Origin of the sequence: Pleomorphomonas sp. T1.2MG-36, assembly GCF_950100655.1 — a bacterium.
In the GTDB taxonomy this organism is placed as follows: Bacteria; Pseudomonadota; Alphaproteobacteria; order Rhizobiales; family Pleomorphomonadaceae; genus Pleomorphomonas.
Genome location: NZ_CATNLY010000023.1, coordinates 885,667 through 912,121, shown reverse-complemented (window position 1 = coordinate 912,121; position 26,455 = coordinate 885,667). Strand labels below are relative to the sequence as shown.

Sequence of the window (26,455 nt, the reverse complement as noted above, 5' to 3'; positions counted from 1 at the left end):
TCGCCGCCAAAAAGGTCACATCCGAGAAATGTACGCATCTTGCCAGAAGACGGTTCTCGTCACCGGCGGAGCCGGGTTCCTGGGCAGCCATCTCTGCGATCGTCTGCTCATGGAAGGAAACAAGGTCATCAGCCTCGACAACTTCCACACTGGGAGTCGCTCGAACCATTTGCACCAAGCATCGAACCCGAATTTCGAGGTCATCCAGGCTGACGTCGCCGACCCGCTTCCCAACCTGCGGGTTCAAGAGATCTATCATCTCGCTTGCCCTGCCTCGCCGCCGCATTACCAGGAGAGCCCGACCTCGACGCTGAAGACCAACCTTCTCGGCGCGATCAATGTCCTGAACCTCGCCTTGCGAACCGGAGCGCGGGTGCTGCTCGCCTCGACCAGTGAGATTTACGGCGATCCCCTGGTCCATCCCCAACCGGAGGACTATTTCGGCAACGTCAATTCCTTCGGAGAGCGAGCCTGTTACGACGAGGGAAAGCGGGCGGCCGAAGCGCTGTTCCATGCCTATGCGGCGGAAAAGGGCGTCGATATCCGCATCGCCCGCATCTTCAACACTTACGGACCGCGCATGCAGCCCGATGACGGCAGGGTCGTCTCCAACTTCGTCGTGGAAGCGTTGCAGGACCAGCCGATCACCATCTATGGCGACGGATCGCAAACGCGGTCCTTCTGCTACGTCGACGATCTCGTCGAAGGTTTTGTTCGCCTCATGGCCAGCGACGTCCGCACGCCCGTCAATCTCGGCAATCCCGGCGAGTTCAGCGTGACCGAACTCGCGGCGATGGTGGTGGCGATGACCGGCTCGCGCTCGCCGGTCACCTATCTGCCCTTGCCGTCCGACGATCCGCGCCGTCGCCGGCCGAACATCGCCAAGGCCGAGCGCCTGCTCGACTGGAGGCCGACCATCTCGCTGAAAGATGGTCTCGGACCGACCATCGCCTATTTCCGCGATATCGTCGCCGATCAGCCGGCCGACAGTCGCTCTTCCCCGCTGCAGTCGGTCGTCTGAATGCCTCTGACGCGCCGATCCCTGCTCGCCGCCTGCGCAAGTCTTTCCCTCGCCCCACCGGTGTCCGCCGCGGCGCGATCGGCTCGGCTCGGCGAACTGGCGGCCCGGTCAGGACGATATTTCGGCGTGGCAGTGACTCATTCGGACGTTTCCGATCAGGCCCGCCATATCCGCCTCTTCGACGGCGAGTGCTCGGTCTGGGTGCCGGCGTGGCAGATGAAATGGGGTGCGCTGGTCCAAGCTCTGGGCGACGATCCCGACTACCGGGCTTGCGATGCCATCGTCGCCAGCGCGGCGCGGCGTGGCAAGCGGTTGCGCGGTCACACGCTGATCTGGCACGAACATCTGCCGGCCGGTGCCGAGCGACTGTCTACCGCCGCCGATTGGCGACGTTTCGTCGCCCCGCACATCGCGGAGGTGGCAGGCCGTTACCGCGATGCGATTTTCGAGTGGGACGTGGTCAACGAGGCGATCGAACCTTATGACGGCGGCGCGGACTTCATGCGCCGCACCCCCTTCTATGCCATGCTCGGGCCGGACTACGTCGCCGAGGCCTTCCACCTCGCCGCCGAGGCGGCGCCGTCGGCGCGCCTCTACCTCAACGACGACCACCTCTACTACGCCGAGGATTGGCAGGAGCGCCGACGCACCGGCACCCTTCGTCTCCTTGAAAGGCTGATCAAGGCCGGAGTTCCGATCCATGGCTTCGGCATGCAATGCCACCTCGACACGCGGTTTCGCTTCGACGAGCGCATCTTTCGGCGGTTCCTCCAGCGTCTCGAAGACTTCGGCCTGACGGTCGCAGTCACCGAACTCGACGTTACCGAGGCGCCGAGCGCCCATGGCCGCTCGATGTCCGAGCGCCGCAGGCTGGCGGCGGCCGAGGTTCAAAAAGTGCTCTCCGTTGCCCTGGACAGCTCGGCGCTTGCCGGCGTCGTGACCTGGGGGCTCTCCGACGACGATAGCTGGCTGCGTCGGCGTGCGGCGGACATGACCGACAATCAGGGGCTTCCCTATGACGACGCCTATCGGCCGGCCCCGATGCGCGACGCCCTCGCTTCCCTCTTTGCATCGACGCGGACTCGACACTCGACATGACCGACTTCACCGATGAAGACATCCTGCGCAGCGCAGCCCGCCATCCTGTGGCCGCCCGGTCCTGGTTGAAGCGCGCCTTCGATGTCGTGGGGGCAGGGTGCGGCTTGGTGTTGCTGGCGCCGCTGCTGCTCTTCGTCGCAATGTTGATCCGGCTCGACAGCCCCGGCCCGGTACTGTTTCCGCAGGACCGCTACGGCCTTGGCGGCCGCACCTTCCGCATCTACAAGTTCCGCACCATGACGGCGGCGGCGAGCCGGGAGGCGTTTCGCCAGGCCACGGTTGGGGACGCGCGCATCACGCGTCTTGGCAACATTCTTCGCCGGACCAGCATCGACGAGCTGCCGCAGCTCTTCAATGTTCTTCTCGGCGACATGTCGCTGATTGGCCCGCGTCCGCATCCGCTGGCGCTCGACGAACACTATCGGAACATCCTCCCGGGCTACATGACCCGCTATGCCGTTCGTCCGGGCATGAGCGGACTCGCCCAGGTCACCGGCCATCGCGGCCCGACGCCGACCGAAGAATCCATGGCCGCCCGTCTCGCGCGCGATCTTCAGTATATCGAGACATGGTCCTTCCTCCTCGATCTCCGCATCCTGTTCGCGACGGTTCTTCCCTGGTGGTCGCCGTGGAAGTCGGAGGCGCGCCGTGGAAGTTGAAAGGGGAACGCCGCGGTTCGAACTGATCGTCGGCCTGCATGACCTTGCCGAAGAGCCGGACGCGCGCGACGACGAGCTGACGTCCTGGATGCCGTTTTCGGCGGCGCGGCCGCTTCTCGACGACCTGCTCGCCATGAGCCGGAAGACCGGTACGCGGTTGAGGATCACCAGCGACGACGCCTTTCGCTCCGACATCGATCTGCTCGCCCCATGGCTCGCACGCAACGGCGTCGCTGGCGCCTTCTTCGTGCCGACGCGTTTCCTCGGCCGTCCTGGTCGCCTCACGGTTGACGACATCCGGGCGCTCGACGCTCTCGGTATGGAAATCGGCGTGCATGGCGCCGCTCATCTCGACTGGACCTCCATATCGGAGCGGGAGTTCGTCGATGACGTGAAGGAGGGAAGGGCCGCACTGGAAGGGATATTGGGGCGACCGGTCGATGTGGTAGCCCCGCCCTTCGGTCGCTTCGACGCCCGCATACTCGATCATCTGTTCGCCATGGGCTTTCGCGAGGTGCATACTTGCCGCCCGGGCCTTGCCCTGACGTCGGTGGCGATCAAGCCGCGTAACATGCTGAAGATTGGAAACGAGCAGGCATTGCTCGCCGTGGGCACCCGTCGGGGCAATTGGTACGACGCAACTCGGTGTCGTCTGCGCTACCTGTCGGTTCGGCTGAAAACCTTTGCCGGTCTGCCATGAAGCGTGCCGTCTTTCTTTCCCTCGTCGATCAGGCTCTGAACAGCGCCTTCAACCTGTTGCTGAACCTGGCCTTCATTGCGTTCGCCACGCCCGATGAGTTCGGCCGCTTCGCCTTTCTGCTCGCAGGTAGTTTTTTCGCTGCCTCGGCCCAGAACGCGCTCGTCGTCATGCCGCTCAACTATCTGTTGCCCGGACGGGAACCGCAGGAGGCGGATGCGGCCCTGTCGATGCTCACCTCGGCCAATCTTGTGCTCGTGCTGCTGGTGATGCCGGCAAGCTTCGGTCTTGCTGCCGTTATCGGTGCCGACATGTCGCTATCGCTGGCCGCGATTGCCTACTTCGGCACGCTGATGGTTCGCGAGTACGTCCGCAATCTCATGGTGGTGAAGGGGAGCGTCCATCTCACGCTCCTCTATGATGCGATTGCAATCGTGGCGACGGTGGTGTTCGCGGTGGCGTTCTGGCAAGTCCTGCCGCCTGCCACGGCCACTCTTGCAGCGCTGTCGGCCGGCAACTGCCTGTCCTTCATCTGCTGTCGTTTCGACCTCAAGGCCGATTTCGGCCGGTTCTCTTCCCATCTGTCCGCCTACCGGGGCGTTTGGAAGGATACCCGCTGGGCGCTGCAAGGTGCGCTTCAGAATGAGGTCATGGCGCGCAGCCATGTCTTTCTGGTCGAAAGGATGCGCGACGCCGCGGCGCTTGGCATGCTCAACGCCGGGCGGGTCGGCGTGTCGCCGCTGCTTCTGGTTGGAACGGCCTGGTGCCGGGTCGCCCGACCGCGCTTGGTAGAAAAACTGGCGAGAGGCGAGGTCGCCTCGGTACTGCAGCTTCTCCGCTCCGGCATGGTGGTCATCGCCGGTGCGGCGGCGCTCTATGGCCTGTTTCTCTGGGTCGCCTGGCCGTATATCGACGCCTATGCCTTCCGCGACCGCTATGGCGACATGGCCGGCAATCTCGTCTGCTGGTGGCTCTATGCCCTCGTTGTCGGCCAGACCTCGGTGATGGCGGCGTTGATGGAGGCCCGTCGGCAATTCCGCGCACTGGCCATCGTCGGCCTAGGCGGTGCGATAATAGCGCCGCTGCTGGTCTTCGCGCTGTTGGCCGTCGGGCTCGACGCCTCGACTGCCGCGCTCGGCCTCGCCGGCGTGGCACTGATGGAGTTTCTGGTTTTCGGCGCCCTGACGATGCGCGATCTCCGCTCGCCCGCCTTCGACGCGAACCGGCAAGGTGGTGTGCAATGAGCGACATCATCGCCCACGGGGGCATCGGACAGGGCTATCGTCGTCGTCTCGCCGCTTTGCTGCCGGCGGCCCATCTCGCCTACGTCTTGCTGATATGGCCGCTCGTCTACGCCCGTGGTTATGTGCCAGCCGATCTCGCCACCGGTCCGGTGGCGGAGGCGCAACCGGCGCTCCTCAATCGTCTCTTCTTCCCAGCGCTAGCCGTTCTCGCAGTGATCCTGTTGGTTGCCGAACGCCATCGGATCGGCCGTTTCAGGCTGTTCGGCGCCTGTCTGCTTCTCGCCTTCTTCGGCTACCTGGCGCTCACTGCCGCCTGGGCGCTCGCACCGTCGACGACCTTGACCCGGCTTTCGCTCTACGTCCTCCTGATACTGAGCCTGATACCGGCGGTGCTGCTGGCCGACTGCCTGGACGACGTCTTGAGGCCGATGTTCTGGGTAACGGTCGCCGCCGTTGTCGTGAATGTCGTTTCGATTGCCGTCATACCAACGACGTCCATTGGTTTTCCGGGGATCTACACCCACAAGAACGCGCTCGGGGCCAACGCAGCCATAGCCGGCCTGTTCGCAATCTATGCCATGACGCGCGCCGATCATCGTATCAGGGTGGCGGGTTTTCTGTGCCTGCCGGCGATCCTCGGGTTGCTGCTGATCAGCCACTCCAAGACTTCGCTCGGGCTGCTGCTGCTCGTTCCACCGACAGCCGTTCTCGCCGTTGCCATACGTCGTCGCCTCAGGATCTCGCTTCCGATCCTGATGGTCATCCTGACCATTCCTGCGGCCTTTCTGGTGAGCGGCGGCATCCCAGGGTTCGACTACCGCGACGTGTCGCGCGCGGTGAGCGGAGACCCAACCTTCACTGGCCGCACCGACCTTTGGAAGTTTTCGGCCACCCATATCGCGGAGCGGCCCTTGACCGGTTGGGGGTTCCAGTCGTTCTGGGGTATCGGGCCGGCGTCTCCGGCGTCGCGAATGACCGATACCTTCATTGCCCGCGCCCCGCATTCGCACAACGGTTATGTCGATATGGCACTCGAAGGCGGAGTGATCGCGGTGGCGATGCTCCTTTCCATCATTCTGATGATCGCTTGGTGGATCGATCGTCTGGTCGACCGGGATGTCGGCGCCGGCATCCTGATGACGTCCTGCCTTTTCTACCTGCTTTGGCAGAATCTGCTTGAAACCGATTGGCTACACGGCATGACCACTTCGAACGTCATCTTCATGCTGATGATGGTGTCGGCCGTGACGCTACGCAATGGAAGGGCGCTGACGTGATTTCCATTCTCATCGCCAGCATGGGCCGCCCCTTCCTGCTCTCGACGCTCGAAAGTCTGGCCAAGACCCGGATTCCGGACGGCGAATCCGTCGAAGTGGTCATCGCCGACGACAGTCCCGACGGCAAGGTGGCCGAACTTGTCTCCGGCCGCGATCTTGGGCTGCCGCTCCGTGTCGTGCCCGTCGGTGCCGGCAACGTCTCGCATGCCCGCAATGCCTGCCTCGATGCGGCGACCGGCGACTGGCTCATCTTCGTCGACGATGACGAAACGGTCGAACCGGACTGGCTCGAAGGCCATCTCTCGGCCGCGCGCGACTTTGCGGCCGACGCCGTGTTCGGGCCCGTCTTCCCGCGCTATCCCAACGGCACGCCCGAGTGGTTCGCCGCCGCCGATCCGCTCTTCCAGGACTGGAACTGGAACGACGACGGTCGCCCCCATCCGAACGGGCGCACCGGTAACACCTTGATCCGCCGGTCGGCGCTCGGCGATTTGCGGTTCGACCCCGCCTTCGGCCGGACGGGTGGCGAGGATCACGACTTCTTCCTTCGCTTCGCCGCTGCCGGTAATCGCATGGTGGTCACCAACCGAGCCCGCGCTTACGAAGACATTCCGCCGGATCGGGCCACGCCGACCTATGCTCTCCGCCGAGCCGTCCGGGGTGGCCAGATCTATGCCGAGACGCGCCTGAGGGATGGCGGTCGGGCGGCACGTCTCGCGTTGACCGTCGATGCCGTTATGAAACTCGCGGTCGGTACGGGGCTCTGGCTGATCCTGAGGCCGTTCGATCGGGCGAGGGCGTTCCGCTACGGCAAGCGCGCCGCCGTCAACATCGGCAAGCTCAAGGGGGTCGTCGGTTCGCGGCCGATGGCGGCGTGGGGATGAGGGACGCGGCAATCGGCAGCAAGGAACCGGCGAGCGGCCTCCGGCCGACGATCCTGCACATCTCCTCCGATTACCTCGATCCCATCCGACCACCGCCGATCACCGACGCGGTGGTCCGGCTCGTCGACCGCATGATCGATCATCCGCAGGTGGTCGTATCCCTTCAGCGCGTCGTCGATCCGCGCCGGGTCGAGTGGCGCGACTTCGGCGATTTCCAAGGACGACGGCTGATCGTCTATCGCTATTTTGCGCCGCCATTCGGCATCGGCATGGCCGCCTGCCAATTTGCGGTTGCGCGCCGGATCAGCCGTTTTCTCGCGGCCGAACGGATCCGGCCGGATATCGTGCACAGCCATCGCTTCACCTTCGAGGGGATTGCCGGCTGGCTCGTCGCCCGCCGTTTCGGCGCGGCGCTGTTCTGCTCGATGCGGGGCGAGGTGGAACGCAAGGTGTTCCGTTCCAAGCCGACCTATCGTCCGTGGTTTCGACGCATCGCGCGCGATGCCGCCAGAATCTACCACGTGTCCGCCTGGTACCGGAGCGGCTTCGAACGCTACACCGGCGTCGATCCTCGGAAGACCGACCTTCTGCCCAACATCGTCTTCAACGCACGGCCTGTCATCGAGCCGGAGCCGCCGAGACCGATCATCGTGGCCCCGATGTCGCTGCGAGCGATCGACAAGAAGGGGCTGCCGGAGCTGATCGCCGCGTTCGCCCGCGTCCGCGATCGACTTTCCGATGTGAGCCTCGAGGTGATCGGCGAGGGGCCGCAGGACGCTTTGGCTCGCGTGCGGGCCTTGATCGCCGCGCATGGGCTTGAGGGGCGAGTGCTGTTGCGTGATTTCATGCCGCACGATGACTTGCTCGCGCATCTCGGCGGCACTCTTGCCATGGCGCTGCCCTCGCATCAGGAGACTTTCGGCATGGTCTATCCGGAGGCCCTGTTCGCCGGCACACCCATTCTCCACACGCTCGGCTCCGGCATCGACGGCTATCTCGACGGGCTCGATGTGGGTGTCGGGGTCCGGCCGGGCAACACGTCGGACATCGCCGCCGCCCTCGTGAAACTGGTCGAGGACAATGCCGCGTACCGCGCGAGGATCGCTGCCGCTTCCGCGGTTCTCTACGAGCGCCTTGCTCCGGAGCGGACGATCGCCCGCTATCGGGCGGCGGTAGCCGAAGCGGTCAGGACGAGCCCGAGCGACGTTGCCTCAGATAGATGAGGAAGACCTTGGGGCCATCCACGAGATAGCGGCGCCACAGGCGACGCGGCTCGGACAGCAACCGGTGCAGCCATTCGAGCCCCAGCCGCTGCCAGCCATCCGGTGCCCGGGGCAACGTGCCGCTCAGGAAGTCGACGGCGGCGCCGACGCAGAGAATGACGCCGCCCTTGTTCTGCCGTGCCGCCCTTACGTCGGCGGCGAACAGTTCCTGCTTGGGAAACGACAGGCAGGAGAGCAGGATCTGCCAGTCGCCTTCGGCCGCCATCGCGACGGTCTTTCTCCATTCCTCCGTGCCCGGCACCAGCCGCGCTGGCGTCTCGATCAGCTGGAAGCGCCAATCGGGGAACCGGGACGCCATCGCTTCGGCCTGGACCTGGGAGGGACCGGCCATGGCGATGACGAGATCGCGGTTGCCCGGCGCCGCCAGCACGTCGGCCACCCGGTCGGTGCCGGTGCGCGGCGTCAGCGCCAGGCCGCTCCAGCGGCCGAGGCGGCCAAGCACCTTGCTGTCGCAGAGGAACAGATCGGCGGAGAGATAGGTCGCCACCGTTTCCGGCGGCAGTTGCCGGTCGAGCGCCACCACATGGTGGACGTTCGGCGTCACCAGCATCCTGGTCCGGTCCCCGCGCGCCGCATCGACGATCAGTTGGACGATGTCGTCGATCGGTCCGCAGCTGAAGGAAATGCCGAGAAAGGGATGGACGTGGGTCACGGTTTTTCCCCGCCGCAGAGGTGTTCGGCGAGCCTCACGGCGAAGGCGGCGATGCTGAGCGTCGGATTGCACTGTCCTGATGTCGGAAACACCGCCGAACTCACGACATAGAGATTGTCGACGCCGAAACAGCGGAGATCCGGATCGACGACACCATCCTCGGGGCGAGCGGCCATGCGGGCGGTGCCGATCTGGTGCGTGCCGTGGGCGGCAAGCGCCAGGATGGCATCCACCGTCTCTTCGGGAGGCTGCCGATACTCGAGACGGCCTGCCCCCGTCCGCGTCAGCCAGGCGGCGAGATGCTCGTGGGCGCGCCATACCGCCTCGGCGTCGGCACGGGCAAAGCGATAGTCGATGCGCAGCTTCGGCATGCCCAGGCGGTCGTAGTCCTCGGAGAGCGTGACGCGGCTGTCGGGCTGGGGGATCTGTTCGGCATGGTAGGACAGACCGTAGCGTCGTGCCGCGTTGCGGACGAAGAAGCCCGGCATCGGCGGGCGAGCCACATAGCGCCGGTAGAGAAAGGTGGTCAGGCTGAGGGCGGCGCGTGGCAGGTCGCGGACGATGTTGACGACGTGCGGCCAGATGGCGAGATCGTCGGGAATATGCCTCTTCCGGATCGCCTCGGCGATGAACAGTCGTCCGATCGGCTTCAGGGCAAAGGCGAAGCAGACCGCCGACAGCAGGCCGCTCTTGTGGCGGGCATCGGCTACCGGCGGCACAACCGGCCAGAAGGAAACGTTGGGGAGACCGTGCTCGCGTTGCGCGGCGTCCGACGGAATCAGCCGTCTGCGGGCATAGGAGCCGTGCTCGTCGAGGTAAAAGTCATAGGCTGCGTCGAGGGCGTCGGACGCGAAGGTGATGTCGGCAACCTCGCCGATCACATGGCCCATGTAGTAGCGGCCGAGCGGTCCATCCTTGCCACCGAAGAGGTGAGGGTGCTTGCTCTGGAGAGCCAGCAGTTGGCGCGTGCTTTCAAGGCCGCCGGCGGCGAGCGCGACCGTCTTCACCGGCAACGTACGTCGCGTGCCGTCGCGGTCGGCCACCGTCAGGCTGGCGATGCGTCCGCTTTCGAAGGTCATATCGACGACGGTGGCGTTGAGACGAACGTCGATCAGCGATGAACGCTCGATATCGGCCGCATGCGCCACCTGAATGGCGGCAACGCGCGAAAAGCGCTCAAGTCGCGTGTAGTCGATGGCATCGTCGTCGATGTCGACGTTGTCAATCGGCGCCCGGAATACGTCGGCGCCGGCTGTGAGATAGTCGACGGCCTTATCGTAATAGGGGGCAATGTCCGCATGCCCGATCGGCCAGGTGGCATCGGTGAACTTCGGGCGGGCCTCGAAGTCGATGGGGTCGAACGGCTGGCATCGGACCGCCCAGAGGTTGGAGGTGCCGCCCAACTGCCGGGAAACCGCGATCGACATGTCGTCGTGGCGCAATGGGTCGACGATGTCGGCATCCGACAGGCCCTGCTGCAGGCGGTCGGGCCGCGCCGAACCGGACTCCAGCACCAGAACGCGTTTTCCGAGTCGCTCCGCTTCGAGAGCCAGCACGAGGCCGGCGGGGCCGGATCCCACGATGCAGATGTCGTGATCGGCAATGGGCGGGGCCGTCAACGAGGTCGAGATCAAAGTCTATTCCTCTGTTTTTTCAAGCTATCTGCGGCCGGACGGGCGGCGTCAAGGGGCGGACAGGATTCTCTCTGCCAGTTGCGGGGCGGCAGGGTCGGGTGGCTCGGAGGCGAGCCGAAGATTGTGGGCGAGATGGCCGGCCGAAAACATCGAGGATAGCACCACGCCTTCCGGATTGACCGCGAAGGCCCGTCGCATGAGAAGCGTCGTTGCAATCTCCTCCGGTCGCTCGCCATAGCCGGCAGCGGTGGCCTCTGCCGCCAGCGCCGGATATTTCCTAAGCCGGTTTATCATTCTGTCTCTGGCGCCGCCGACGCCAAACACCGAATGGATGATGCGGCCGGCTGGCCGGTCCAGCGCCTCGTTGAGGGCCGGCAACTGCCGCCCGTCCGGGTCGTCGGCGATCTGGAAGAAAGTGAACACCGGGAGAGCCACCGCCGAAAGCGCCGCGTTGAGGGATCCGGCCATCGATATGTGACACGCGTCGCCGCGCGCCAGGATCCGTTCCAGGGCGCGGATGACGTCGTCGCGGTCGAGATCGGCCGGGTCGGGGTCGTGCAGCGCAAAGACGTCGAGATGGTCGGTGCGCAATCGCTTCAGCGACGAGGCGATGGAAGCTTCAAGGAACTCGCCGCTGAGTGCGACGCGCCGGTTTCGCGTCGCTTTGATCGATCGGAAGCGGCGCGACAGCCCACGCGCTACCGAGACCAGGGGGCGGCCGAGATCGTAGGCGAGCCGCATCAGTCCGTTGTTCTTGGGCGGCACAAGCCCGGCCTTGGAGCAGAGAAACAGATCGTCGCGGTGGGCGGCGACGAAGGGCGCCAGGATCTCCTCGGCCCGGCCGGCGCCATAGGATGGAGCGACGTCGTACCAGGTGACGCCGCCTTCGAACGCCGCCTCCAGCATGCGCCGGCCCAGCGTCGGCGATATGCGCGATCCGAGCGACGCGCAACCCAGGCCGATCGGTGACGTCCTGATATCCGTCCCCGGAATGACGATCGTTCGCATCGCACGAGATCTCCGATGAAGCCGCCGCCGGTCGGTGCGACGGCTGGTTCGCCAACCGACCCGCGAGGTCGGTCAAGCAGACTTGGCGCCCTTGTCTTTGCTGACGCGCGCTTCGGCAAGAGGCTTCAGGCGGGCGCGGACCGCCACCTTGAGCCGCCAAAAAAGATAGTAGGCTCGACCTGCGAGGGTCTTGGGGAAGAGCGCATCGTGAAGCGGGATTTCCTCGCAGCCGAAACGGCGCTTGTAGTCCATGTCGCCAATGGACAGGTCGAAGCAGTCGTAGCCGGCAGCACGGAAATGCTCGATGGTCTCGGAAAACAGCTGGAGCCCGGGCGAGTAATGCTTCCACGGGCCGAGCTTGGAGGCTGTAAGCGTCGCCACGATGCACCGTCCCACGCAGATGCCGAACAGATAGGCGATCGGTTCGCCGTCGGCCTCCAGCTTTGACAGCCAACCCTGGCAAGTTCCGCCTTGGCCATTGAGAAGGCTGAGATAAATGTTGGACCATTCGTCCTGGGACAGGATGTCCTTGCGCCCCTTTTCCTCGGTACTGGTCGTTCTCAGGTCCCTGAACGCGGCAATGTCGGCGCTGTTTATCTCGCTTCCCATGGCCAGCGAAAAGTCTCGTCGATGCGCCTGGGCAAGATTTTTCGTGCTGCGGCGCAAATTGGCCCGAAACTTGGCCGGACGGGCCGCAGCAAGGTCCTGGGCACTGCGGCCGGCCAGTTCGATCTTCCACGCCGAAAGCCGAAGGCGCGCCGCGTTGGATAGGCGAACGAACGGGTTCAGCCCTCCCTCGAATCGCTCGGGCATACGGTTGCAATAGAGCAGGTCGACGCCGGGAATCGCGACGAGCACCGCCTGAACGATGTCGTGAAGGTCGTCCTGAGCGAGCGAGCTGTCGAAAACCGGCGAGCAAAAATCGATCGGTCTGGCATCTGTCCGAAGCCAGCGCAGTCCGAACTGGCGCGATCGCAGCATTACGAAGAGGGCGACAGGGCGGCGGTCTAGCGATCGCACCAAAGCCACCACCGGCGCATCGGCGCCGTTGGCCAGAAGCTGCCGAATGAAGAGATGCATGAAGCCGTAACTCTGGAACGGCGTTGCATTGTGCTGGCCGACCAATGTCGACCATTCGGCTTCGAGACCATCGATATTGTCATGGACCTCGACGAGCCAACTGCCCCCTGAACGCGCCATTGCGACCTCTGCCTACCCCGGATGCCGCCACTATAGCGACAACCGATCTCAGCGGCCACGCTGTCATGCGTCGCGCAGGCCGTCATGTGCTGGCAAGGCCGCCGGCCGTCCGAGATCAGGCGGCCCGTGCGGCGCGATCAGGGCGATGGCCGACAGAGGCTGAGGGATGGCGTGGTGACAGCAGTGGTCTGCCGATCTCTCCTGACGCTCACGAGGCCGACGATGCCGGTCTCGCACGGTGGTCCTGGGATAATCACTGCGGCCGAGAATTGGTCGCCAGCGCCTTGCTTTCCGCCGGATTGCCAGCTCGGCGAACCGGCGTTAAAAGATGAGTGCACAAATCAAGTTTATAGGTTTGAATACCGACAGGTTTGAAATAGCACTGACATTGAGAGGCGTTTGCAATAAGTGCCGATGTCTGTCCTCGGGCAGTTCGGCCGGTGGTCGCCCTTGGCGGACATCGGTGCCGATGAGTGTGGGGCCATAGTCCGGGCTCCGCCAAACATGCATGTGGGACTCATGCCGAAGTTGATGGAAGCCTGTCCGTACCGCAGAGTTCAGGGGCCAGTTCGATGACCGATTCCGTTCACGCGCCCGTCCGGCGCTCGCTTGCTTTCCTGTTGGCCGCGACCTTGGCAACTGCCGCCGGCCCGGCGTTTGCGCAGTCCTCTTCGGCGGGCACCTTCTCGTTGGAGCTGAACCGGCTGGATGCCGTGGCCGACGATTGCCGCGTGACACTGGTGGAGAAGAACGGCACCCAGTCGGCTTTCGCTGCCCTGAAACTCGATCTCGTCGTGTTCGACGCCGCCGGCATCGTCACCAAGCGGGTCGGGGTCGACGCCGGACCGCTCAAGGCGGGCCGAACTGTGGTCAAGACGTTTGACCTCAAGGGCCTTGCCTGCGACGGCGTCGGCCGGCTGCTGATCAACGATGTGCTGGCCTGCGAGGCGGAGGGGATCGCAGCCGATGCCTGCCTTGACCTCGTGGAGCCGCGTTCGCGCGTCGCCGCCCCCTTCGACAAGTGAGGCAATGATGAACCCCGACACTCTCGCCGCAGCCGGTGCGGCCGCCGTTGCCCTGCCGCACGATCTGACGCCCTTCGGCATGTTCATGGCCGCCGATCTGGTGGTCAAGGCGGTGATGGTCGGCCTGATCGCCGCCTCGCTGGTCACCTGGGTGATCCTGGTCGGCAAGGTGCTGGAGCTCTCGGCCCTCGGCCGGGCGGCCCGGCGCGGCATCGCGGTGGTTGCCGGCGAGGCCGGCATTGCCGGTCTCGTCCGTCATACTCGCCTGCCGCGACCGCTCGCCCTGATGCTGGCCGAGGTCGGCGAGGAGATCGATCAAACGGGAACGACCGGTAGCGGCCCGGTTGCCGGCGGCCTCGTCGAGCGGGTGCGTTCGCGCCTGGCCCGTTTTGAAGCGGCTGCCGGTCGCAGGGCGATGGCCGGTACCGGCCTTCTCGCCACCATCGGTTCGACGGCGCCCTTCGTCGGCCTGTTCGGTACGGTCTGGGGCATCATGAATGCCTTCGTCGGCATCTCCGAAAGCCAGACGACCAATCTCGCTGTGGTGGCGCCGGGCATCGCCGAGGCACTGCTCGCCACCGCCACCGGCCTTGTCGCGGCCATACCAGCGGTGGTGGTCTACAACCACCTCGCCCGACGGACCACCGCCTACCGCGCCGAGATGACCGACCTTTCCGAAGGCCTCATCCGCACCTTGTCGCGCGATCTCGAAACCGGCCGGCTCGACGCCCGTCTGCTTGCCCGATGACGCGAAGATACGGCCGGCTTCGTCGGCCCGGCCCCTGAAGGAGAACCCGCCATGGCTGCCCGGCTCGATGACGGAACCGAGCTTTCCGAGAACCACGAAATCAATGTGACGCCCTTCATCGACGTCATGCTGGTGCTGCTGATCATCTTCATGGTGGCGGCGCCGCTCGCGACCGTCGATGTGCCGGTCGATCTGCCAGGTTCGACGGCCGCGGCCGCTCCGCGCCCTGACAAGCCGCTCTACGTGACGGTGGGCGAGGATCTGACGATCAGCGTCGGCGAGGACAAGGTTGCGCGCGAGGCGCTGGCAAGCCGTCTCGACGAGGCGACGGGCGGCGACAAAGCCGAGCGCATTTTCCTCCGTGCCGACAAGACGGTGGCCTATGGCGACCTGACGGAGGCGATGAACCTTCTGAGGGCGGCCGGCTACCTCAAGGTGGCGCTGGTCGGCATCGAGCGGGTCGCAAGTCCCGTTCCGGCCGGCGGCTGAGCCGTTTTTCAAGACGCCGAGAGACCGAACCGATCCGATGGGCATTCCTTCAGGAACGATGGCCAACCTGTTGTCTCGACGATCGGGGCTTGCCCGCTGGTCGCTGGCCGGTGCGGTCGGTCTGGCGTTGCACGGCACGGCGCTCTGGTGGCTCGTTCCCACTGATGGTCCTTCGGCGGCGGTGGCTGCGCCGGAGGCCGTGGTGATGATCGACCTGCCACCGGAACCGGAGTTGCCGCCGCTCGAAAGCGTCGAGCAGGCGGCCGTCGAGGAGGTGGCCGAGGTTCCCGTTGAGGACGTCGTCGACCTCGCGCCCGAGCCGGAGCCAGCCGAGGCGCTTCCTGTTCCAGATGAGATCGAGACGGTAGAACCGGTCGAGGATCTGGTCGAAGCGCCGCCCGAGCCGGTCGATGCGCCTCTGCCCAAGCCGGACATGCTGCCGCCGTCGGAGGTGGCCGTGCCGCTGCCACCGAGCCCTCCGCCGGAGATGGTCGAGACGGCCGAGGTCAAGCCCAAGCCCGAACAGAAAAAGCCCGAGCGCAGGAAGCCGGCGCCCAAGATGCAGCCGGAAGCGAAACCGACGCCACCGGCCGACGCCCAGGCAGCCGGTGCCGGAGCGGGGCGAGAGACTGTCGATGCGCTCGCCGCCTATCGCAGCTCGGTCCGGCGGGCAATCGTCGGCAAGCGCCGCGCGAGCGACGCCGATGGCGCCATTGGTCGGGCGACGGTGTCGCTGTCCATTGGCCGCGATGGCTCCATCATTGGTCTTTCCGTGGGAGGGGCTCCCGCCGTCACAGCCGCCGCCGAACGTCTCATTCGCCGTGTCGGCGCCTTCCCGCCCGTTCCCCACTCACTCGATGTGCCTTTCAAGGTGTCGGTTCCGATCGAGTTCAAGAGGGATTGACAGCCGGCAGGCCAGGGCTCGGGCGGACGCGGCCTTCGATGCCTCGGTGACGATTTGTGAGAACAATCAAACCTTGGGTCTGAAGTTTGCGTTTTCGCAATGTTCGGCGGGGTAAAAACCCGTAATATGAACATCAGAATCCACAAACGAGGCTGAAAAAATGAAAACTCTCCTCCTCGCCGCCGCTGCCATCGCGATCGCAGTCCTGCCCGCCAATGCTGCGGACATTCAGGTGAAGATGCTCAACAAGGGCGCCAAGGGCATGATGGTGTTCGAGCCGGACCTCGTGAAGGTTCAGCCGGGCGATACCGTGACCTTCGTCGCCACAGATCCCGGACATGATGCCCAGAGCGTTCCGGGCATGCTGCCCGAAGGCGCCCAGCCTTTCGAGGGCAAGATCGGCAAGGACCTTACCGTGACCTTTACCCAGCCGGGCGTCTATGGCGTCAAGTGCAAGCCGCATTACGTCATGGGCATGGTTGGCGTCGTCGTCGTGGGCGATCCCTCGTCGAACCTCGAAGCGGCCAAGCAGGCCAAGAACCCTGGCAAGGCTGGCAAGCTGTTCACCGAACTGCTCGGCAGCCTCTGACATGACCAGCACCGCGGGGCGTTGGCACCTGCTTTCGGGTGCCTTCCGGCCATTCTTCATGCTGGCGGCGCTATGGATGGCGGGCTCGATCCTCATGTGGGTGCCCCTCTACATGGGGCATGTCGAGCTGCCCACCGCCTTCGCCCCGCGTGACTGGCATATCCACGCCATGCTGTTCGGTGGCGTGCCGCCGATCATCGCCGGCTTCACGCTCACCGCCGTGTCGAGCTGGACCGGCCGGCCGACCATAACCGGCCGCCCCCTCGCCATGCTGGCGTTGGTTTGGCTGGCGGGACGGATCGCCGTGTCCGTGTCGGCCTTGATCGGGCCGATCGCCGCGGCGCTGATCGATCTTGCCTTCCCTCTCGGACTTGCCACCGTGCTTGGGCGCGAGGTGGTGTTGGCCGGCAACTGGCGGAATCTGCGAGTCGTCGGCCTCGTGCTGCTTTTGGCGCTGGCCGATGCCGGCTTCCATGCCGAGGCAGCGTTCGACGGTCTCGCCAACGTCTCCATTCGGGTCGCTCTGTCGGCGGTGCTGATGCTCATCCTGCTGATGGGGGGACGCATCACGCCCGCGTTCACCCGCAACTGGCTGAAAGCGCGGGGCGAAACGCGCTTTCCCACAGCTTTTAACCGCTTCGATGCCGCCGCAATGGTTGTTTCGGGGCTTGCCTTCGTGGCGTGGACGGTCGTTCCGGACTGGATCGGTACGGCCATCGCCCTGGGGCTCGCCGGCCTGATGACGGCCGCGAGACTTACTCGCTGGAGAGGGCTTGCCACGCGACGCGAACCGATGCTGTTGGTGCTGCACGTCGCGATCGCCTCGATCGCCGTCGGCTTCGTCGTCGAGGCGCTGGCCATTGTTTGGCCCGTCGTGGTCGATCCTGCCGCCGCTCTGCATCTTTGGACCGCCGGCAGCGTCGGTCTGACGGTGCTCGGCGTGATGACGCGGGTGAGCCGAGGCCATACCGGCCGGCCGCTCTCCGCCGGCAAGCTTGAGGTCTTCATCTACGCCTTGGTATCGGCCGGAGCGCTGCTGCGCGTGGCGGCGCCCTACGCGGACGCGGCCTATTACCACCTTATCGGTTGCGCCGGGGCGTTGTGGGCGGCTGCCTTTCTGGCTTTCGCCATCGGTTATGCCCGCGTACTCGCCGGGCCGCGGGCCGATCGGCCCTTGTGATCTACACCAATCGAATTTGTGCCAGCGCAACGAAGGTCCAAGCCGTCTCGTGAAAACATGATGGCATAGTTCATATTCGTGCGATTCCGGGGAGGGGCGAGATGAGACCGACGGATACAGCGACGCCCTGGCTTGTCAGGTTTGTGACGTCCCTTTGCCTGGCACTTGTTCTGGCGCTCGTCGCCATGCCGTCTCAGGCAGCCGGCCTCGCCGATTTCCTTGGCAAGGCGACCCCTTCCGACTTGGTCCCCGGGGCGGATGCCTATGGCCCCGTGCGCGACGACATGCCTGTCGTTCCTGCCCTCAGGGCAGGCGAGCGCATCGGATGGGTGTTTCTCAACACCGACTTCGTGCCGGCGACAGGCTATTCCGGCAAGCCGATTCATATTCTCGTCGGTGTCGATGATCACGCGGTGATCACCGGCGCCCGTCTCGTCAAGCACTCCGAGCCGATCGTCCTCGTCGGCATTCCCGAGGCCAAGATCACGGCGGTGATCGCGAAATACACCGGTCTCGACCTGAAGCGCGAGGCGGACGGCCCCGCTCATGATCTCGACATTGTCTCCGGTGCCACCGTCACCATCATGGTGATCGACGATTCGGTCCGCCGGTCCGGCCTGAAGGCCGCTCGCACTCTCGGGCTCGAAGGGTTTGCAGCGGCGGGCGCCGGCCCCGCTGCCGACCTGAAGATGGTGGATCGCAGCAAGGACGCGGTCAGCGACTGGACGACGCTCACCGGCGATGGCTCGGTGCGCCGGTTCAACATGTCGGTGGCCGAGATCAACGCCGCCTTCGAAAAGCAGGGTGATCCCCGTGCCGCCTCCCATCGCGAGGCTGGCGCCGATGCCGACCCTTACATCGACATCTATGTCGGACTGGCCAGCCAGCCGTCGATCGGCCGGACTCTGCTTGGAGACGCCGCCTATGCCAACCTGATGCGCCGGCTTGGCGAAGGCGACGAGGCGATCTTCGTGGCCAGTACCGGGCACTGGTCCTTCAAGGGCTCGGGCTATGTGCGCGGCGGCATCTTCGACCGCATCACGGTGCTGCAGGGGGAGACGACGATCCGTTTCCGCGACAAGGACCATTTGCGTGTCGTCCGCATGGCGCCCGCCGATGCTCCCACCTTCAACGAGATGGATCTTTTCGTCATTCCCAAGGCATCCGGCTTTGATGCTACGGCGCCCTGGCGGTTGCAGCTGTTGGCCTCGCGCGCCGTCGGCGCCATCGACAAGCTGTTCCTGACCTATGACGTCGACTACGCGCTGCCATCCGGCTACCTCGTCGCGGCGCCGAAACCGGCGACCGTCACGCCGGTCGTGACGCCCGCGGCGGAGGTTGCTTCCGCCGACGACGTACCGGCCCGTGACCGTCTCTGGCTCCGCATCTGGGAGGCCAAGCGCACCGAGGTCGCCATTCTCGTCGCCGCATTGGCGGCGCTGACCGGCATCTTCTTCTTCCAGACCTTCGCGACGAAGAACGAGCGGGTGTTCCGGGTCATCCGGCTCAGCTACCTCGCCTTCACGCTTGTCTTCATCGGCTGGTACGCCAACGCCCAGCTCTCGGTGGTCAACCTGCTCGCCGTCCTGTCGGCCGTGGTCAGCGATTTCCGCTGGGAAACCTTCCTGATGGATCCACTGATCTTCATCCTGTGGTTCGCGGTGGCGGCGGCCCTGCTGTTCTGGGCACGCGGCGCCTATTGCGGCTGGCTCTGCCCGTTCGGCGCCTTGCAGGAGTGGTCGAACCAGATCGCCCGCTGGATGCGCATACCGCAGATCCGCCTGCCCTGGGGCCTGCACGAGCGCCTCTGGCCGATCAAGTACGTGATCTTCCTCGGTCTTCTCGGCATCTCCTTCTATTCGCTCGACATGGCCGAGCATTATGCCGAGGTCGAGCCTTTCAAGACGGCGATCATCCTGAAGTTCGATCGTCCCTGGCCCTACGTGCTGTTTGCGCTCGCCATGCTCGCACCGGGCCTGTTCATCGAGCGCTTCTATTGCCGCTACGTCTGTCCGCTCGGCGGCGGCCTCGCCATCCCGGCCCGGCTGCACATGTTCCGCTGGCTCAAGCGCTATCGGGAATGCGGCAATCCCTGCCAGACCTGCGCCCATGAATGTCCGGTGCAGGCGATCCACCCGACGGGTGAGATCAACCCCAACGAATGCGTCTCCTGTCTGCACTGCCAGGTGCTCTACCGCAGCACGACCCGCTGCCCGGTGGTGATCGGCAAACTGCGCAAGCGGGAGCGCTTCGAACGCCAGAACGGTCTCGCCCAGACGGGGGCAGCGGCAACCGGCGGCAGTTCTGCCATCCGGAGCGAAGTGGGCGGTTCGGCACAAGCGTGAGAAAGAAAACCGAGGAGAGCACGATGACTGAAGAGACGAACAATCTGTCCCGCCGGTCGCTTTTGGGCGGCACGGCCAAGACCGCGGTGTTCGCGGGCGTCGCGGCCACCGCCGTCGGCGGCCTGATGGCAACCAACGGCAGCAAGGCAGCCGAGCCCGCCAACAAGGCCGAGGTGAAGCCCGGCGAACTCGACGAATACTATGGCTTCTGGTCGTCGGGACAGACCGGCGAGCTGCGCATTCTCGGCGTGCCGTCGATGCGCGAGATGATGCGCGTGCCGGTGTTCAACCGCTGCTCGGCCACCGGTTGGGGCATGACCAACGAAAGCCTGAAGGTGCTGACCGAAGGCCTGTTGCCGGATACCAAGGAGCTTCTGGCCAAGCGCGGCCTCAAGACCTACCAGAACGGCGACCTGCACCATCCGCACATGTCGTTCACCGACGGCACCTACGATGGTCGCTACCTTTTCATGAACGACAAGGCCAACACGCGCATCGCCCGCGTGCGCTGCGACGTGATGCGTTGCGACAAGATCATCGAGATCCCCAACGCGTCCGACATTCACGGCCTGCGCCCGCAGAAGTATCCGCGCACCGGCTACATCTTCGCCAACGGCGAACATGAGGCGCCGCTGGTCAACGACGGCAAGATCCTCGACGATCCCAAGCAGTACGTGAACATCTTCACAGCCGTCGACGGCGACAAGATGGAAGTCTCCTGGCAGGTCATCGTCTCGGGCAACCTCGACAACACCAGCCCCGACTATCATGGCAACTACGTCTTCTCGACGTCCTACAACTCCGAAATGGGCGTCAATCTCGCCGAGATGACCGCCAACGAGACCGACCATGTCGTCGTCTTCGACATCAAGGCGATCGAGGCGGGCGTCGCTGCCGGCGACTATCAGGAGCTGAACGGCGTCAAGGTGCTCGACGGCCGCAAGGACAAGAAGTCCAAGTACACCCGCTACATCCCGATTCCGAACAGCCCGCACGGCGTCAACGCGTCGCCGGACGGCAAGTACATCATGATCAACGGCAAGCTGTCGCCGACGGTATCGGTCATCGACGTCGCCAAGGTAGACGCGCTGTTCAAGGAAAACGCCGACCCGCGCTCCTGCGTCGTCGCCGAGCCGGAACTGGGCCTCGGCCCTCTCCATACGGCCTTCGACAATCGCGGCAATGCCTATACGACGCTGTTCCTCGACAGCCAGATCGTCAAGTGGGACATCGAGAAGGCCATCCGCGCCTACGGCGGCGAGAAGGTGGATCCGATCGTGCAGAAGATCGACGTTGCCTATCAGCCCGGCCACAACTCGACCTCCATGGGCGAAACCAAGGAAGCCGACGGCAAGTGGCTGGTGTCGATGAATAAGTTCTCCAAGGACCGTTACCTCAACGTCGGTCCGCTCAAGCCGGAGAACGAGCAGCTGATCGATATCTCCGGCGACGAGATGAAGCTGGTGCATGACAGCCCGACCTTTGCCGAGCCGCACGACAGCATTCTCGTGCGCGCCGACATCGTCAACCCGCTGTCGGTCTGGAAGCGCGACGACCCGTTCTTCGCCGATGCCGTGGCGCAGGCCAAGGCCGATGGCGTCGACATCGAGGCCGACAGCACGGTCATCCGCGACGGTAACAAGGTGCGCGTCTACATGACGTCGGTGGCGCCGGCCTTCGGTCTCGAAAGCTTCGAAGTCAACGAGGGCGACGAGGTGACCGTCTACGTCACCAACCTTGACGACGTTGACGACCTCACCCACGGCTTCACCGTCTCCAACTACGGTGTCGCCATGGAAGTTGCGCCGCAGGCCACGGCATCGGTGACCTTCACCGCCGACCGCCCCGGCGTGCATTGGTACTACTGCCAGTGGTTCTGTCACGCCCTCCACATGGAGATGCGTGGCCGCATGCTGGTGAAGCCGAAGGCCGTCTGAGGTAAGCCATGCAGCGCGCGCTCCGTCTCCTTGCCGTCCTTCTCAGTTGCACCGGTTCCGCCGGCGCCGCCGAGATCGTTGTCGGCGCTGGAGCGGGCGCGCTCCGCGAGGCCATTGAAGCCGCCGCGCCGGGGGATACCCTCCGGCTCGGCAATCACCAGTACGACGGCCCCGTCGTCATCGATCGGCCGCTGACGCTGATCGGAGATCGGGACAGCCGCATCGTCGGCAACGGCGAGGGCACCGTCGTTGCGGTAGAAGCCGACGATGTCACCCTGAAAGGCCTCTACATCACCGGTTCCGGTCGCCGGCTCGACCAGCTCGACAGCGGCATCGCCCTTGCCAAAGGGACGCGCCGCGGCCTGATCGAGGGTAACCGTGTCGTCATGAACCTGATCGGCGTCGACGTGCAGGGTGCCATCGATGCCACGGTGCGCGGCAACACCATCGTCGGGCGCACCGATCTCCATCGCGCCGAGATGGGCTCCGGCATCTACGTCTGGAATGCACCGGGGCTTCTGGTCGAGCACAACGATATCCGTCGCGGCCGCGACGGCATCTTCGTCTCGACCTCGATGAAGGCGCGCTATCGTTTCAACCGCATGCAGGAACTGCGCTTCGCCTTCCATTCGATGTACGCCAACGACATCGTGCTGGAGAACAACCTGTCACGCGGCAACACTCTGGGCTTCGCCTTCATGTTCTCGCGCAACGTGACGGCGACCGACAACCTTTCCGTGGGTGACGCCACCCACGGTCTGTTCCTCAACTCCGTCAGGGATTCGAAGCTCATACACAACGAAGTCCGCGACGGTGGCGAGAAATGCCTGTTCGTCTACGGGGCGACGCGCAACCGCTTCGAAGGCAATCGGCTGGAAGGCTGCGACATCGGTGTTCATCTGACCGGCGGCGCCTCCGAGAACGTGCTGACCGGCAATGCCGTCATTGGCAACCGCACGCAGGTGAAGTACGTCGGCACCCGCTGGCTCGAGTGGAGCGGATTACCCGAGACGGACGGAAAGACAAAAGCTCAGCGCGGCAATTACTGGTCCGATCACGTGGCCTTCGACATCGACGGCGACGGCATGGCCGACAGCCCCTACCGGCCCAACGATACGGTGGACATTCTGACCTGGAGCCAGCCGATGACCCGGCTGCTTCTCGGCGCGCCTGCGGTGCAACTGATCCGCTGGGCGCAATCGCGCTTTCCGGGCCTGCTGCCGGGCGGCGTCATCGACAGCCATCCGCTGATGTCGCCCGAAGGAACTGGGCCGCGTCCGCTGGCCACCCCTTTTGCGGTCGGCTTCATTCCCGTCGGGGAGAATTGACATGACGAATGCCACCATTCTCTCTGTCGAAGAGCTGACGATCCGCTTCGGCGCCGTGACGGCGGTCGACGGCGTCAGCCTCGGCGTTGCGCCGGGCGAACGGGTGGCGCTGCTCGGCCACAACGGCGCCGGCAAGTCGACCTTGTTCAAGACCGTTCTTGGCTTCCTGAAGCCGGCCGCCGGCCGCCTGTCCATTGGCGGCGCCGCTCCCGGTTCGGACACGGCACGGCGCGCGGTCAGCTACCTGCCCGAGCAGGTGGTGTTCCCGAAGGCTTTGACCGGCGCCGAGGTCCTCACCCATTTCGCGCGTCTGAAGGGCGTCGCACCGAAGGCGGCAATGCCGCTCCTGGAAACCGTCGGCATAGCCGATGCCGCCGGTCGGGCGGTCGGCACCTATTCCAAGGGGATGCGCCAGCGGCTCGGCCTCGCCCAGGCGCTGATCGGGACGCCCCGTCTTTTGCTGCTGGACGAGCCGACCTCCGGTCTCGACCCGGTTTCGCGGCGCGAGTTCTATGACGTGCTGGAGGCCTCGGCCCGCGCCGGCACGGCGGTGCTGCTATCTTCTCACTCGCTGTCGGAGATCGAAAACCGCATCGACCGCATCGCCATCCTGGCCAAGGGACGGTTGCGTGCCGAGGGGGCGCTTGCCGACCTGTCGCGCCGGGCCGGCTTGCCGATCCGCATTCGCGTCGAAGCGGCGGAAGGCCGGGTAGAGGCCGTACATGCCCGTCTCGGCGGCGAGCGCGTCAACGGCCGGTCGGTGATCGTCACCTGCCGCGCCGAGGACAAGGTGGGCGCGCTGGCCCGCCTCGCCGAGCTTGGCTCCGACGTCGCCGACATCGACATCGCCCTGCCGGATCTCGACGACGTCTATCGTCACTACTCCGGCCTAACCGTTCAGGGAGCCGTCCAATGACCGGTCTCGACCGCATGGCGGCGGTGGCCGCGACCGAGTTCCGCCTCGCCTTCCGCAACCGTTGGGTCCTGCTGGCAACGCTGGCCTTCACGCTGTTCGCGCTGGCACTCGCCTTTCTCGGCTCGGGGCCGAGCGGTGCCCTCAAGGCTGGCGCGCTGACGTTGACGGCGGCGAGCCTGTCGACGCTCACCGTCTACCTTGTGCCGCTGATGGCGTTGCTCGTCTCCTATGACAGCATCGCCGGCGAGATCGAGCGCGGCACGCTGGCGCTGGTGCTGGCGACGCCGCTGAAGCGGGGCGAACTGGTGGTGGCAAAGTTCTGCGGCCATCTTGCCGTGCTGGCGCTGGCCATCGCCATCGGCTACGGCATCGCCGGCGCGGTGATTGCCGGCGTTCATGGCGCCGATGACGCCGGCCTCATCGCTTGGGCACGGCTTCTCTCCACCGCCATCCTGCTGGGCGCCGTCTTCATCGCCCTGGGCATGGCCCTGTCCGGCCTGCCGCGCCAGACCGGAACCGCCGCCGCGCTCGCCATCGGTGCCTGGCTGGTCCTGGTGGTGCTCTACGATCTGGCGCTCCTCGGCGCCGTCATCGTCGATCAGGGGGGTGCCTTCACCAAGACGGTGTTCCCGGCGCTCGTGCTCGCCAATCCGGGCGACGCCTTCCGTCTCTACAATCTGGCGTTGATCGAATCGAACGCGCCGATCGCCGGCCTCGACGGTCTCGCCCACACGCTTCCCTTCCCGGTTTCCAGCGCGCTTGTCGTGCTCGTCCTTTGGCTTGTCGCGAGCCTTGCCGTCGCCTGGGCCCTCACCCGGAGAATCCGCCCATGACCAACCGTCTTCTTTCCGCTCTGGTTCTCTCCGCCGCTCTGGCTCTGCCGCTCGCCGCCTGCAAAGAGGACGCGGCGGTCAAGCCTGCCGCCATATCCATGACCGACGAGGCGCTCGGCTACTACTGCCAGATGTATCTTGCCGACCACGGTGGCCCCAAGGCGCAGATCCACGAGAAGGGACAGGAGCAGCCCCTGTGGTTCTCGCAGGTGAGCGACGCCGTCACCTATTTGCGCGGCGGCGAGAAGCGTGGCGACGTGACCGCCGTCTACGTCTCCGACATGGAGAAGGCGCCGAGCTGGGCCGAACCCGGCCGTGACAACTGGATCGACGCCGACGCGGCGATGTTCGTCATCGGCAGCCGGCAGGCCGGCGCCATGGGCATGCCCGAGGCAATCCCCTTTGGCAGTCAGAAAGCGGCCGACGATTTCGTGGCACGCGAGGGGGGCGCGGTCGTCAAGCTGGCGGACATCCCGGACAAGTACCTCGGCCCGGCGAATGCCGCTCCCGATCACTCCGACATGCAGATGTGAGGCTCGTCATGGCAGATCTCCTCGCCCGCCCGATTGGCCGGCGCCGCTTCATCCGCATCGGAGCCACGCTTGCGGCGACGGCTTTCGTTCCGGTGGCTTTCGCCGCGGCGCCTGTTCGCCGCTGGTCCGGCTCGGCACTTGGTGCCCATGCCACGATCGAGCTCATCGGTGCGGATACGGCGCTCGCCGAAGCCACCTTCGCGGCGGTGGAGCAGGAGATATCTCGCCTTGAGGGACTCTTCAGCCTCTATCGCGCCGACAGTGCCTTGTCCCGCCTGAACGCCAGCGGCCGCCTCGATGCCCCGGAAGCCGATTTTCTTCGTCTGCTGGCATTGGCGCGGAGCACACATCGGCAAACCGAGGGATTGTTCGATCCTACGGTTCAGCCGCTGTTTGCCGCCTACGCTGCCCATTACGCCGGTGGGAGGAGCGATGGGCTGCCTGCGCCGGAGCTTGCCGATCGGCTGGTGCTGGTCGGCTTCGATCAGGTGGCCTTCGATGAGGATGCTGTGCGCTTTTCCCGTCCGGGCATGGCGATGACGCTCAACGGCATCGCCCAGGGTTACGTCACCGACCGCGTCGCCGATCTTCTGAAGGCGCGCGGCTTCGACAACGTGCTGCTCGACATCGGCGAGATCAGGGCGCTTGGCGGCGGCCGCGACGGTGCCGGTTGGAAAGTCGGTCTCGCTGCCCGTCCGGATAGCGATGCGCTGGCGGCAACGCTTCGCGTCCGGGATCGAGCCGTTGCCACCTCGATGATGGCCGGCACCGTTCTCGATGCCGGCGGCCGCATCGGTCATATCCTGCACCCCCGGAAGGGCGCGGTTGTGTCCGCCTTCTCGGCCGTCAGCGTCGTGGCATCGGATGCCGCGCTCGCCGACGCCCTGTCGACGGCGGCCGTGCTGATGACGGCGGACGAACTGTCGCGGTTCACCCTTCCCGGCGTCGAGATCCACGCGACGCCGGTCTGA

At 65.3% G+C, this 26,455-nt stretch carries 25 protein-coding genes; 21 read left to right on the top strand and 4 right to left on the bottom strand.

The window, feature by feature from the left end:
- Nucleotides 1-28 precede the first annotated feature (28 nt).
- From QQZ18_RS15580 to QQZ18_RS15545, 8 genes are read left to right on the top strand one after another with little or no spacing between them, the layout of a single operon-like run.
- Nucleotides 29-1,021 carry a UDP-glucuronic acid decarboxylase family protein gene (locus QQZ18_RS15580; protein WP_284541830.1) on the top strand — a complete coding sequence of 331 codons (993 nt, stop codon included), beginning with the start codon at nt 29-31 and terminating at the stop codon, nt 1,019-1,021.
- Nucleotides 1,022-2,119, top strand: coding sequence for an endo-1,4-beta-xylanase (locus tag QQZ18_RS15575; protein ID WP_284541829.1), 1,098 nt, complete (start codon nt 1,022-1,024; stop codon nt 2,117-2,119).
- Nucleotides 2,116-2,778, top strand: a complete 663-nt coding sequence (locus QQZ18_RS15570; protein WP_284541828.1) for a sugar transferase — start codon at nt 2,116-2,118, stop codon at nt 2,776-2,778. The genes QQZ18_RS15575 and QQZ18_RS15570 overlap by 4 nt, the downstream gene beginning before the upstream one ends.
- Nucleotides 2,768-3,478, top strand: coding sequence for a polysaccharide deacetylase family protein (locus QQZ18_RS15565; RefSeq protein ID WP_284541827.1), 711 nt, complete (start codon nt 2,768-2,770; stop codon nt 3,476-3,478). The genes QQZ18_RS15570 and QQZ18_RS15565 overlap by 11 nt, the downstream gene beginning before the upstream one ends.
- On the top strand, nt 3,475-4,719 hold the full coding sequence (locus QQZ18_RS15560) for a lipopolysaccharide biosynthesis protein (RefSeq protein ID WP_284541826.1): 1,245 nt from the start codon (nt 3,475-3,477) through the stop codon (nt 4,717-4,719). Before QQZ18_RS15565 ends, QQZ18_RS15560 begins: the two co-directional genes overlap by 4 nt.
- A complete protein-coding gene (locus tag QQZ18_RS15555; RefSeq protein ID WP_284541825.1) occupies nt 4,716-5,996 on the top strand; it encodes an O-antigen ligase family protein in 1,281 nt (426 codons plus the stop codon). The genes QQZ18_RS15560 and QQZ18_RS15555 overlap by 4 nt, the downstream gene beginning before the upstream one ends.
- Nucleotides 5,993-6,880 carry a glycosyltransferase family 2 protein gene (locus tag QQZ18_RS15550; protein ID WP_284541824.1) on the top strand — a complete coding sequence of 296 codons (888 nt, stop codon included), beginning with the start codon at nt 5,993-5,995 and terminating at the stop codon, nt 6,878-6,880. Before QQZ18_RS15555 ends, QQZ18_RS15550 begins: the two co-directional genes overlap by 4 nt.
- Nucleotides 6,877-8,103, top strand: coding sequence for a glycosyltransferase (locus QQZ18_RS15545; RefSeq protein WP_284541823.1), 1,227 nt, complete (start codon nt 6,877-6,879; stop codon nt 8,101-8,103). The genes QQZ18_RS15550 and QQZ18_RS15545 overlap by 4 nt, the downstream gene beginning before the upstream one ends.
- Here QQZ18_RS15545 and QQZ18_RS15540 read toward each other — a convergent pair.
- From QQZ18_RS15540 to QQZ18_RS15525, 4 genes are all read right to left on the bottom strand, one after another.
- Nucleotides 8,066-8,815, bottom strand: a complete 750-nt coding sequence (locus QQZ18_RS15540) for a WecB/TagA/CpsF family glycosyltransferase (RefSeq protein ID WP_284541822.1) — start codon at nt 8,813-8,815, stop codon at nt 8,066-8,068. The genes QQZ18_RS15545 and QQZ18_RS15540 overlap by 38 nt on opposite strands.
- Complete coding sequence (locus QQZ18_RS15535) at nt 8,812-10,449, bottom strand: GMC oxidoreductase (protein ID WP_284541821.1); 1,638 nt, start codon at nt 10,447-10,449, stop codon at nt 8,812-8,814. Before QQZ18_RS15535 ends, QQZ18_RS15540 begins: the two co-directional genes overlap by 4 nt.
- A 48-nt stretch (nt 10,450-10,497) precedes the next feature.
- Complete coding sequence (locus tag QQZ18_RS15530; RefSeq protein WP_284541820.1) at nt 10,498-11,457, bottom strand: aldo/keto reductase; 960 nt, start codon at nt 11,455-11,457, stop codon at nt 10,498-10,500.
- A gap of 72 nt (nt 11,458-11,529) precedes the next feature.
- A complete protein-coding gene (locus QQZ18_RS15525; RefSeq protein WP_284541819.1) occupies nt 11,530-12,657 on the bottom strand; it encodes a GNAT family N-acetyltransferase in 1,128 nt (375 codons plus the stop codon).
- A gap of 572 nt (nt 12,658-13,229) precedes the next feature.
- On the opposite strand from QQZ18_RS15525, the gene QQZ18_RS15520 reads away from it, so the two are divergent.
- From QQZ18_RS15520 to QQZ18_RS15460, 13 genes are all read left to right on the top strand, one after another.
- Nucleotides 13,230-13,682, top strand: a complete 453-nt coding sequence (locus QQZ18_RS15520) for a Tat pathway signal protein (protein ID WP_284541818.1) — start codon at nt 13,230-13,232, stop codon at nt 13,680-13,682.
- Nucleotides 13,683-13,686: 4 nt separating this feature from the next.
- Entirely contained in the window at nt 13,687-14,430 is a 744-nt protein-coding gene (gene exbB, locus QQZ18_RS15515) for a tonB-system energizer ExbB (RefSeq protein WP_284541817.1), read from the top strand.
- A 51-nt stretch (nt 14,431-14,481) separates the two neighbouring features.
- A complete protein-coding gene (gene exbD / locus QQZ18_RS15510; protein ID WP_284541816.1) occupies nt 14,482-14,919 on the top strand; it encodes a TonB system transport protein ExbD in 438 nt (145 codons plus the stop codon).
- Between the two features lie 37 nt (nt 14,920-14,956).
- On the top strand, nt 14,957-15,823 hold the full coding sequence (locus QQZ18_RS15505) for an energy transducer TonB family protein (RefSeq protein ID WP_284541815.1): 867 nt from the start codon (nt 14,957-14,959) through the stop codon (nt 15,821-15,823).
- Nucleotides 15,824-15,983: 160 nt separating this feature from the next.
- Nucleotides 15,984-16,412, top strand: coding sequence for a pseudoazurin (locus QQZ18_RS15500; protein WP_284541814.1), 429 nt, complete (start codon nt 15,984-15,986; stop codon nt 16,410-16,412).
- A gap of 1 nt (nt 16,413) precedes the next feature.
- Entirely contained in the window at nt 16,414-17,592 is a 1,179-nt protein-coding gene (locus tag QQZ18_RS15495) for an NnrS family protein (RefSeq protein ID WP_284541813.1), read from the top strand.
- A 101-nt stretch (nt 17,593-17,693) separates the two neighbouring features.
- Nucleotides 17,694-19,937, top strand: coding sequence for a NosR/NirI family protein (locus tag QQZ18_RS15490; protein WP_284541812.1), 2,244 nt, complete (start codon nt 17,694-17,696; stop codon nt 19,935-19,937).
- A gap of 23 nt (nt 19,938-19,960) precedes the next feature.
- Nucleotides 19,961-21,874, top strand: a complete 1,914-nt coding sequence (nosZ, locus tag QQZ18_RS15485; RefSeq protein ID WP_284541811.1) for a TAT-dependent nitrous-oxide reductase — start codon at nt 19,961-19,963, stop codon at nt 21,872-21,874.
- Nucleotides 21,875-21,882: 8 nt separating this feature from the next.
- Nucleotides 21,883-23,202, top strand: coding sequence for a nitrous oxide reductase family maturation protein NosD (locus QQZ18_RS15480; RefSeq protein ID WP_284541810.1), 1,320 nt, complete (start codon nt 21,883-21,885; stop codon nt 23,200-23,202).
- A 1-nt stretch (nt 23,203) separates the two neighbouring features.
- Nucleotides 23,204-24,118, top strand: a complete 915-nt coding sequence (locus QQZ18_RS15475) for an ABC transporter ATP-binding protein (RefSeq protein WP_284541809.1) — start codon at nt 23,204-23,206, stop codon at nt 24,116-24,118.
- Entirely contained in the window at nt 24,115-24,951 is an 837-nt protein-coding gene (locus QQZ18_RS15470) for an ABC transporter permease (RefSeq protein WP_284541808.1), read from the top strand. The genes QQZ18_RS15475 and QQZ18_RS15470 overlap by 4 nt, the downstream gene beginning before the upstream one ends.
- Nucleotides 24,948-25,484 (top strand): nitrous oxide reductase accessory protein NosL, encoded by a 537-nt coding sequence (locus QQZ18_RS15465; protein ID WP_284541807.1) that lies wholly within the window; start codon nt 24,948-24,950, stop codon nt 25,482-25,484. The genes QQZ18_RS15470 and QQZ18_RS15465 overlap by 4 nt, the downstream gene beginning before the upstream one ends.
- A gap of 8 nt (nt 25,485-25,492) precedes the next feature.
- On the top strand, nt 25,493-26,455 hold the full coding sequence (locus QQZ18_RS15460; RefSeq protein WP_284541806.1) for an FAD:protein FMN transferase: 963 nt from the start codon (nt 25,493-25,495) through the stop codon (nt 26,453-26,455).